The 9,046-nt window shown below is 63.6% G+C and carries 11 protein-coding genes; 2 read left to right on the top strand and 9 right to left on the bottom strand.

Annotated elements, in window-relative coordinates; translation table 11 throughout:
• The 3 genes from VFH65_RS17145 to urtA all read right to left on the bottom strand — a co-directional run.
• Nucleotides 1-387 (bottom strand): ABC transporter permease subunit (locus tag VFH65_RS17145; RefSeq protein WP_414688440.1); only part of this gene is annotated, 387 nt, incomplete at its 3' end.
• Nucleotides 384-1,268 carry an urea ABC transporter permease subunit UrtB gene (urtB, locus tag VFH65_RS17140; protein ID WP_353323047.1) on the bottom strand — a complete coding sequence of 295 codons (885 nt, stop codon included), beginning with the start codon at nt 1,266-1,268 and terminating at the stop codon, nt 384-386. The genes VFH65_RS17145 and urtB, both read right to left, overlap by 4 nt.
• Before the next feature lies 1 nt (nt 1,269).
• The gene (urtA, locus tag VFH65_RS17135; RefSeq protein WP_353323046.1) at nt 1,270-2,535 is read right to left on the bottom strand and encodes an urea ABC transporter substrate-binding protein; all 1,266 of its coding nucleotides are present in this window, start codon (nt 2,533-2,535) and stop codon (nt 1,270-1,272) included.
• Between the two features lie 346 nt (nt 2,536-2,881).
• Between urtA and VFH65_RS17130 the strand changes: the two genes are divergently transcribed.
• A complete protein-coding gene (locus VFH65_RS17130; protein ID WP_353323045.1) occupies nt 2,882-3,199 on the top strand; it encodes a hypothetical protein in 318 nt (105 codons plus the stop codon).
• Between the two features lie 4 nt (nt 3,200-3,203).
• On the opposite strand, the gene VFH65_RS17125 is transcribed toward VFH65_RS17130, so the two are convergent.
• The 5 genes from VFH65_RS17125 to VFH65_RS17105 form a co-directional block, all read right to left on the bottom strand.
• Entirely contained in the window at nt 3,204-3,554 is a 351-nt protein-coding gene (locus tag VFH65_RS17125; RefSeq protein WP_353323044.1) for a gamma-glutamylcyclotransferase family protein, read from the bottom strand.
• The gene (locus VFH65_RS17120) at nt 3,551-4,444 is read right to left on the bottom strand and encodes a haloalkane dehalogenase (RefSeq protein ID WP_353323043.1); all 894 of its coding nucleotides are present in this window, start codon (nt 4,442-4,444) and stop codon (nt 3,551-3,553) included. The genes VFH65_RS17125 and VFH65_RS17120 overlap by 4 nt, the downstream gene beginning before the upstream one ends.
• Before the next feature lie 59 nt (nt 4,445-4,503).
• Nucleotides 4,504-5,226 (bottom strand): hypothetical protein, encoded by a 723-nt coding sequence (locus tag VFH65_RS17115; RefSeq protein ID WP_414688439.1) that lies wholly within the window; start codon nt 5,224-5,226, stop codon nt 4,504-4,506.
• A 146-nt stretch (nt 5,227-5,372) separates the two neighbouring features.
• Nucleotides 5,373-6,602 (bottom strand): FAD-dependent oxidoreductase, encoded by a 1,230-nt coding sequence (locus tag VFH65_RS17110; protein ID WP_353323041.1) that lies wholly within the window; start codon nt 6,600-6,602, stop codon nt 5,373-5,375.
• A gap of 10 nt (nt 6,603-6,612) precedes the next feature.
• Nucleotides 6,613-7,260: a PadR family transcriptional regulator gene (locus VFH65_RS17105; RefSeq protein ID WP_353323040.1), complete on the bottom strand. Its 648-nt coding sequence runs from the start codon at nt 7,258-7,260 to the stop codon at nt 6,613-6,615.
• Between the two features lie 110 nt (nt 7,261-7,370).
• On the opposite strand from VFH65_RS17105, the gene VFH65_RS17100 reads away from it, so the two are divergent.
• Nucleotides 7,371-8,384 carry an Rv2578c family radical SAM protein gene (locus VFH65_RS17100; protein WP_353323039.1) on the top strand — a complete coding sequence of 338 codons (1,014 nt, stop codon included), beginning with the start codon at nt 7,371-7,373 and terminating at the stop codon, nt 8,382-8,384.
• Nucleotides 8,385-8,589: 205 nt separating this feature from the next.
• Here the strand turns inward: VFH65_RS17100 and VFH65_RS17095 are convergent, their stop codons facing one another.
• On the bottom strand, nt 8,590-8,931 hold the full coding sequence (locus VFH65_RS17095) for a hypothetical protein (RefSeq protein ID WP_353323038.1): 342 nt from the start codon (nt 8,929-8,931) through the stop codon (nt 8,590-8,592).
• Nucleotides 8,932-9,046 lie beyond the last annotated feature (115 nt).

The following is a 9,046-nucleotide window of genomic DNA, read 5'->3' as shown; positions in this document are numbered from 1 at the left end:
CGCGGCGATGGCCGTCGGAACGAGCACGATCGCCAGCAGCGTGAAGGCGGGGGAGGCGAACGGCTGCCAGTACGCGGGCAGTTCGCGCACGCCGGCGATCTGCATGAAGTCGGGCACGTCGTCGCCGCGGATCTGCGCGTCGGCGATCTTGAGGTGCATGCCCATCATGTAACCGCCGAGGCCGAAGAACACGCCCTGGCCCAGCACCAGCATTCCGCCGCGGCCCCACGCCAATCCGATGCCGACGGCGACGATCGCGAAGCACAGGAACTTCCCGAGTAGCGACAGCCGGAAGTCGGACAGCACCACGGGTGCCACGCCGAACAGCACCACCGCGGCAATGCCGAATCCGGCCCAGGTCTGCCAGCGGCCGAGCACGGTTCTCACACCAAACTCCTTGTCCGAACTGTGAACAGGCCCTGCGGTCGTACCTGCAGGAAAATCACGATGATCACGAACAGAATCACCTTGGCCAGCGACGCGGTGGTGTTGTACTCGATGAACGAGTTGAAGAAGCCCAGCGCGAACGCTGCGATGACGGTGCCCTTGATCTGGCCAAGACCGCCGACCACCACGACAAGGAACGCGTCGATCAGATAGCTCTGTCCGATTGTCGGGCTGGTCGAGCCGATCAATGTCAACGCCACACCCGCCACCGCTGCCAGACCTGACCCGATGAAAAACGTTGTGATGTCGGTCTTTCGGGACGAGATGCCACTAGTCTCGGCGAGGTCGCGGTTCTGTACGACGGCCCGGATGCGCCGTCCCATCGGGCTGACCTTCAACACGATGGCCAGCACCGCCACACACACCACTGCAAGCACCATGATGAAGATGCGGCTCTTGGGAACGACGGCGCCGAGTACCTCCACACCTCCGGACAGCCATACCGGTGCGACGACGTTGACCGCGGGCGCACCGAAGATGTCGCGGGCGACCTGTTGAAGGACCAGGCCGACGCCGAAGGTCACCAGCAGGGTGTCCAGCGGCCGGTCGTACATCCGCTGAATCAGCGTGACCTCTAGGAGCGCGCCCATGGCACCGCCGACCAGGAATCCAACGACCAGTGAGATCAACAGGGACACACCGGCACTCGAGAAGATCTGCTGCACCACGTAGGCGGTGTAGCAGCCGGCCATGATGAACTCGCCGTGCGCCATGTTGATGACGCCCATCTGACCGAAGGTCAGCGACAACCCCAGTGCAGCCAACAACAGGATTGAGCCGAGGCTCAACCCCGTCGTCAGCTGTCCGATTAGGACGTCCATATCAGTTGGAGAGACCAGCCGCCCACGGGTAGGACTTGAGGTAAGGATCCGGCTCGATCGGTCCCGGCGACTCCCAGATCGTGTAGATCAACTTGTCGGGGCGGATCTCGCCGATGCGGGCCGTTTTGGTGATGTGGTGGTTCTCGCCGTCGATGGTGACCAGGCCCTCTGGCGCGTCGAACGTGACCCCGCCTGCATTGTCCTGAATCGCCTTGACGTCGAACGACTTCGCCTTCTCGACGGTGTTCTTCCACAGGTAGACCGACACGTAGGCGGCTTCCATCGGGTCCGACGTCGGCTTGTCCGCGCCGAACTTGTCCTTGTAGGCCTTGACGAACGCCTTGTTCACGGGGCTGTCGACGGTCTCGTAGTAATTCCAGGCGGTGAGCTGTCCGGTGATGTTCTGGATGCCGATGCCGTTGATCTCCTCCTCGGCGATCGACACCGACACCACCGGCATCGCCTGCGGTGTCAGGCCGACGTTCTTGTACTCACGGAAGAACGCCACGTTGGAATCGCCGTTGAGGGTGTTGAACACCGCGTCGGCGTCGGCGGTGCGGACCTTGTTGATGATGGTGGAGAAATCCGTCGAACCCAGCGGGGTGTAGTCCTCGCCCTTGATCTCGATGCCGTTCGCGCCGGCGTACGCCTTGATGATCCGGTTGGCGGTCTGCGGGAAGACATAGTCGCTGCCGACCAGATACAGCGATTTGATGCCCTTTTCCTTGAGGTAGTCAAGCGCCGGCACGATCTGCTGATTGGTGGTGGCGCCGGTGTAGAAGATGTTCTTCGATGACTCGAGGCCCTCATACTGCACCGGGTAATAGAGCAGTGAGTTGGCGCTTTCGAACACCGGCAGCATGGCCTTGCGGCTCGAAGAGGTCCAGCCGCCGAACACCGCGGCCACGCAGTCGCTGCTGATCAGCTTCTCGGCCTTCTCCGCGAAAACCGTCGGCTCGGAGGCGCCGTCCTCGCCGACCAGCTGGATTTGCTTGCCCATCACGCCGCCCGAGGCGTTGATCTGCTCGACGGCCAAGTCGATGGCGTGGCGAACAGTCACCTCGGAGATCGCCATGGTGCCCGACAGCGAGTTCAGCGCGCCCACTTTGATCGTCGAACCTGAGGTGTCGACGCACGATTCGGCGTTTGCCGCGTCGGTCTCGGTGGCCTTGCTTCCACACCCGGCCAACAACAAGCTGGTCGCGGCGACAACGCTCCCCGCAGCCAGAGCCGATCTCTTCAACGCGGAGCGTCGTGGTGGTCGCATGTACAGCCTTTCCCTTTGTCAGCAGCGCTCATTCCCTAATGAGTGCTGGCAAGAGCGCAAAAGATAAGACACCGTTCCGGTGTCGAATCGGGACGTTAGAACGCCCGTGTTTCTGCCAAATGTCTGTATGTGACGAACAAATTAACGTGTAGACCTACTGGCATACGTTTGCCGTTCAACTGGCCCGACGTAGCTGTCTGTAAGCATTTGTAACGATCCGGTACGGTGCCCCGATGTGACGGACATGCGAACAGCGACAGCTAGGGTCGGGACGGCATTCGTGGTGGCGGCTGCCAGTATTGCGGTGAGCCAGGCAACGTCGACTGCCGAGCCAACCGGCCAAAAGGTGACGTACACACTCATTTCGGCAGGTGCTGCGGACTACAAGCTCAATTATCTGACGGCGCAGCCTGCAAGCAAGGAGGCCTACAACGCCGACGCCTACAAGTACCTGAAGAGCGAGACGGTGGTCCTGGCGCCGGGCGTGCCGTGGGTTTTCGAAACCACGCTCGAGGATCCGCAATGGGCGATCCTGACCGCGAGCACGGGCGTGCACGCCATGCAGGGTTCGCCGAACCCGCACTGCGAGATCGCGATCGACGGTCAGGTTGCCGTGCAGAATGACGGTCCCTATACCGCGCACTGCCAGCTCGGGCAGTGGTGATTCGTCAACTGGCGAACACGTACACCCAGGCTTGATCGCCTGACCTCAGCGGCACCGTGATGCGCCGGTAGTCGTCGACTTCGTATTCGTCGGCGGCCGCCAGTTCGGCTGCGCTGACGACGAATACCGTGCCCTCGACCGCGGCGTCGGCACGGTCGGTCGGCTTCAGAATCGGATGGCGGTCACTACCGCTGGTGGCGATCACATGCGGATCGGTAATGGTGACGTAGTCAAGGTCGTAGCCCACGATGGCGTCCGGCCTGCCGTCGAGCTCACGGCCGAACGTGGTCAGTTGAACTTCGCGTTGGCGCAGCGTGCCGTAGGAGAACAGCAGTTCCGTCACGGCAACAGTCAAGCTCCAGTCGCGCGAATCGCGCGGACGAAGGATGCGACCGCCGCACCGATCTCGTCGGGGCTGTCCTCCTGAATGAAATGCGCTCCGGGCACGGTGACTTCGGTCTGGTTGGGCCAGCTGCGCACGAAATCCCGGACACGGCCTCGGATCAGTGCGCCGGGTTGGCCGTTGATGAACAGTTTCGGCACGTCGCTGCCGGCGAGCCAGCGGCCGTACTCCTCGACGATCGCGACGACATCGGCCGGCTCGCCCTCGATCGGAATGTTGCGCGGCCACGAAAGCGTCGGGCGCCGGTCCTCACCAGGATTGCGGAACGGCTCACGGTAGTGATCCATCTCCTCATCGCTCAGCGTGCGCAGGATGGCACCGGGCAGTACGGCCTCGACGAACATGTTGTTGTCCAGCACCATCGCCTCGCCTTGCGGCGAGCGGAAGCCCTGGAAGACCGCGCGCACGGGATCAGGAAAGTCGGACCAATCAATAGGCATGGCAATGGCTTCCATGAATACGATGCCTGCCACCCGGTCGCGGTGCTGGTTCGCCCAGTCGAAGCCCAGCGCCGAACCCCAGTCATGCACGACGAGTATCACGCGGTCACCCAGATCCAGGGCGTCCCACAGCGCGAACAGGAAATCGCGGTGTTCGGCGTAGTGGTAGCGGTCGGGCCCGGAGTCGTCGAGCTTGTCAGAGCCACCCATGCCGATCAGGTCACACGCCACGAGACGGCCAAGGCCTTCCACATGCGGCATCACGTTCCGCCACAGATACGACGACGTGGGATTGCCGTGCTGAAAGACGATCGCGTCGCCTTCGCCCTCATCGACATAGGCCATTCGCTTACCGTTGACGTCCTTGTATCGCAGCGTTCCGTACGGCGTGGCTCCGGCCATCGTGTCCTCCTCGCTCCCGCACAACAGTCAACCACTTCGTGTGCAGTCGGCCGCGCGAGTTATCGAGTGTGCTGAAGGACCCGGCTATCCATCCGCCGATAGACGTCGTCCATCTCCGCGAAGATCTTGGGGAGCTGTTCGGGCTCGGCGTGGTCGGCGAAGGTGAGCCGGTCCCACCACATCATTTTTGTGCGGTAACGCCCGTCGGGGTACGGCGTCGAATGGACCGGCGCCACAACACCACCGGACGACCGCCAGCGGTCAAGGGCGTGTTCGGCGGACGTCGCCATGAAGAACTGGACACCAAGCAGTGCCATCGCGTGGAAAGCGGCGCGGGCCAGCGGCTTGGTGAGGTGGCGGTTGCGATTCGGATCATCGGTGACCCATGCCGACTTCCCTTCCATCACACCTAGCGGCACTCGCTCGGCAATCATCGTGCGGACAAGAGGCAAGCCGGGTTGGCCGGCCCACTCGATGACGGCGTGTGAGTCGTCGGGGGACTGCAGCGGGCCGACCGCCCGCAGACCGCCCACCACCCGTCCTGCCGCATCGAGCAGGGTCCAGAAGAGTGCCGTGTCGCGGGCCCGTTGAATTGCCTCGACGTCCAGGGCGGCTTCGACGCCGTGCTTGCGGTAACTACGCGCTGCACCGAGGAGGTAGTCGCGCCACAGCTCTTTGTCGGCCGATGGTTCCGACATCACGAGGGTGCACTCGGCATCGTCGTCCCACCAGCTTGTTGACGCCGCGTGAGCCGATATGGCGGGTAATTCAACGACGGCCATCGGCCTCCGATCAGCGTCAACTCAGTGCATCGGCGACCAGCTTCCCATAAAACAGCCGAAAAGTCTGTTTAATGGCAAGATGCAGAGTGCTGCTAATCAAATGTCTTCAATAGGGTAAAGAGTGACTACAGATTTCCGTAGCGAACTCAGGTACGTGCACGAGCAACATCTGGGTCGACGCGAGCCGCCCAATCAATGGTGTAGCGCTGCTCGGCGGCGGCGGTCTTGTCGATGTTCATCGTCTTGAGCATCACCGGTAGCAGCACGCGCATCATGCGCTGCGCGATCGGTCCAGGGGCTTTGGCGCGGCCGATGCGGGCGCCCCGCGCGGCGATCTTCTCCACCCGCGGCCTGCGCATCCGCTCATAGGTGTCGAACGCAGACGTCACGTCGGGCAAATCCCGCACGCAACGGGCCAGTTGGATCGCGCTCTCCATGGCCAGCGATGCGCCCTGCCCGGTGCTGTTGGACGGTGCGTGCACGGCGTCGCCCACCAGCACCATGCGGTGACGATGCCAGTGTGGCACCGGCGGCATGATGTGCAGCGCGCCGACGGCCTGCAGCGTGTCACTGGTCGTCTCAGTGGCAAGCCGCGCGCCAGGAACGTCGTCGGCGTAGGCCTTGCGCAGTGTGTGCCGCCAGTCTTCGGCGGGCACTGCGCGGGCTTCTTTGAGGCTGGTCGGTTGTGGCGAGGGCAGATTGGCGCCCCAGCCGATCCGGCCATCGGGGCGCTTCCAGTAGAGGTAGTACGCGCGTCGCCCGAACGCGAACGTCATCGTTCCCGGCTCGAGTGTGGCGGTGTCTGGGCCGTCGTCGACCAGTCCCTCGAACCCGAGAAGGCCAAGATAGCGGGCGCCCGGTGCCTCCGGGTCGATCAGACGACGCACTGTCGAGTGCACGCCATCGGCGCCAATCAGCACCTGGGCACTGGCGCTGCCGCCGTCCGCGAAATGCGCAGTGACGCCGTCAACGCCTTCCTCGACGCGAATCAGCTTCTTGCCGTGCTCAATTCGCACACCGGCTTGCTGCGCCCGATCGCGCAGTATGCGGTGCAGGGCGCCGCGATCGATGAGCTGGCGGGGCGGAAGTCCGTGCGGCGATGGCACCTCCCGGCCGGGTTTGTTCCCGATCGACATGATCGACCGGGTGATGGGCACCGCAGCGGCGCGCACCGCGTCGTCGAGGTCGACGATGCGCAGTGCGGCCAGTCCATTGGGTTCCAGCGCCAGCGAGCCGCCAATCCCGTTGGCCGAAGCCGCATCCGCCGGTCGGGCCTCACAAATCACGGTATCGATGCCGGACATGGCCAGCGCGGTGCCTGCAACCGGTCCTGCGATACCACCGCCGACGACGAGTGCGGTCTGTACTGCGGGCATCTGATTCCTCCTATTGCTCGTGTTCGGCGCCGCGTTCGGCGGGCTCGGTGAATTCGGTTGGAACGTCGCCACTTTCGTGCCAACGCCGCCATGCATCGAAATGAGGGAATGTTCCCGACGACAGTTCGTCGATCAGCGTCCGCGTCCAATCGGCTTCGGCCTGCGTCATCGCGATCCGGTATTCGTCTTCGATCAGGAACAGCCGGGGCACGTCCGCGGCCTGCCCGATCTCGGCGCGCATCGCAGCCACCGATTCGGTCAGCCGCTGAAGGCGCCGGCGCAGCAGATCGACGACGTCGTTCGGGGGGAGCACCACCAAGACCGACAGGCCGGCCACGAACCGGGTGTGCTCTGTCGCGGGTTCGGCGATCAACTCGCGAGTCCACGCCGTCAGCTCATCCCGGCCGGCGTCGGTGATCTGATAAACCGTGCGCTCCGGGCGCGCACCCTGCCGGGTGACGCCGATCGGTTCGATAAATCCGTTCCGCTCGAGATTTGCGACGACGGTGTAGAGCGATCCCCACTTGATGTCCATGTCGCGGTCCTTGCCGCGGACCCGCATCACCGACGCCATCTCGTAGCGGTGCATCGGACGCTGCACCACCGTGGCCAGCACGGCGAGCGCCAGCAGGTTCGCGACCTTGCGCTTTTCGACCATGACCACCCCTTGCGCATAATACTCGTAGCCGAATATACGTATGCGAGTATTGCGACACAAGCTCGTAATTACCTTGACAATCAGATCGAACAAGAGTTCGAATAGAGGATGTGCGGTGGGACAGTCAGGGCGTCAGCGTCGACGACGGCGCCCTGCCCGGTCTGCAGCGCATCGGCTTCGTGCGTAGCGTCCGCACGCCACAGTTCGACGGCATCACGTTCCACGAAGTGCTGTGCAAGTCGGCGCTGAACAAGGTGCCTGCCGCCTCGATGCTGCCGTTCCGGTACACCGTCAACGGCTACCGCGGCTGCTCGCATGCCTGCAGGTATTGCTTTGCCAGGCCCACCCACGAGTACCTGGATCTGGATTGCGGCACCGATTTCGACACCCAGGTGGTGGTCAAGACCAATGTGGCCGAGGTGCTGCGGCGCGAGTTGCACCGGCCGTCGTGGCAGCGAGAGACCGTCGCTCTTGGCACCAATACAGACCCGTATCAGCGGGCAGAGGGTCGCTACGCGCTGATGCCAGGAATCATCGGCGCGCTTGCCGACTCCGGGACGCCGTTCTCGATCCTGACCAAGGGCACGCTGCTGCGCCGGGATCTACCGTTGATCACCGACGCTGCGCGCCGCGTCGACGTCAGTGTCGCGGTCTCGCTGGCCGTCGGCGATCCCGAACTTCACAAGGACGTCGAACCGGGGACGCCGTCACCGCAGGCGCGGCTCGGCCTGATCTCGGCCATCCGTGAGGCAGGCCTGGATTGTCACGTCATGGTCGCGCCCGTGCTGCCGCGGTTGACCGACTCGGTCGCGCACCTGGATGCGCTACTGGCCCAGATCGCTGAGGCCGGCGCCACGGGCGTGACGGTGTTCGGGCTGCACTTGCGCGGCTCGACGCGTGGCTGGTTCATGTCGTGGTTGGCGCGATCGCACCCAGAGCTTGTCGGGCAGTACCGCGAGTTGTATCGGCGTGGAGCTTATCTGCCGTCGGACTACCGAAAGATGCTGCACGACAGGGTGACACCGCTGGTAGCCAAACACGGCCTCGCCCCCGATCGGCGGTCGTTCCGCGCGGCCGAGGCACCCGCACCCGCCGCCGAGGCGCTGCAGCCGACACTGTTCTAGGTGTGCTGTTCCATCACATTGGTTACGTGGATTGGATCCCTCACCGGGCTATGGCCCCGGTCTGGTCTATCTCGTGGTCTGAGCTGACACCCGGATTCACGGTTGACCGAATGAAGCGGCCTCCGTGATTCACCGATGGTTGATCACCATCTCTGGACGTCTTCACCGCGGCAGGTGGCTGGTCGAAACGCCGAATTCGGTTCGCTCACCACACGATTGGCGTCGCGCTCGCTACGATCGCGACGATCATTCCAGTTTCGGAACCGGACTCATGTATCTCACCGGGGCTCCACAACACCGCCTGGCCTTCGCTGATCGGAGCAGTCATGCCGGTGGAGTCCGCAACCCAGCCCGATCCGTTGACTACCGCGAAGAGTTGGTGCATCCGGGCCGGGTGGCGCCCCAGGACGCTGTCTGGACCACACAAAGCGATATGCACCCGCACCTCGGCACCCGAAGCCAGTCGGGCGAGCCGAAGCATCGTGACATTACGGCTTCCATGCTCATCACCGTCTAAATCACCGCGGGGCAACTCAACAAACTCCATGACCAATAGTGTCCCGCGGAGCGATCCGATCACCGCGCTGGCAGTGGACTGGTATGGCGGCCAGGAAGCCGACGGCGTCTGGCCGGCAGCGTTGGCAGGTTGAATACAAGTCCGC

Source organism: Mycobacterium sp. (assembly GCF_035697385.1).
In the GTDB taxonomy this organism is placed as follows: domain Bacteria; phylum Actinomycetota; class Actinomycetes; order Mycobacteriales; family Mycobacteriaceae; genus Mycobacterium.
The sequence above is the reverse complement of the archived record's forward strand: the minus strand, read 5'-3'. Positions and strand labels throughout refer to the sequence as shown.

Coding starts and splice junctions, on each gene's coding strand:
- urtB (WP_353323047.1), bottom strand. CDS start 1,268: ATGGACGTCCTAATCGGACAGCTGACGACGGGGTTGAGCCTCGGCTCA.
- urtA (WP_353323046.1), bottom strand. CDS start 2,535: ATGCGACCACCACGACGCTCCGCGTTGAAGAGATCGGCTCTGGCTGCG.
- VFH65_RS17120 (WP_353323043.1), bottom strand. CDS start 4,444: ATGGCCGGAGCCACGCCGTACGGAACGCTGCGATACAAGGACGTCAAC.
- VFH65_RS17115 (WP_414688439.1), bottom strand. CDS start 5,226: ATGGCCGTCGTTGAATTACCCGCCATATCGGCTCACGCGGCGTCAACA.
- VFH65_RS17110 (WP_353323041.1), bottom strand. CDS start 6,602: ATGCCCGCAGTACAGACCGCACTCGTCGTCGGCGGTGGTATCGCAGGA.
- VFH65_RS17105 (WP_353323040.1), bottom strand. CDS start 7,260: ATGGTCGAAAAGCGCAAGGTCGCGAACCTGCTGGCGCTCGCCGTGCTG.
- VFH65_RS17095 (WP_353323038.1), bottom strand. CDS start 8,931: ATGGAGTTTGTTGAGTTGCCCCGCGGTGATTTAGACGGTGATGAGCAT.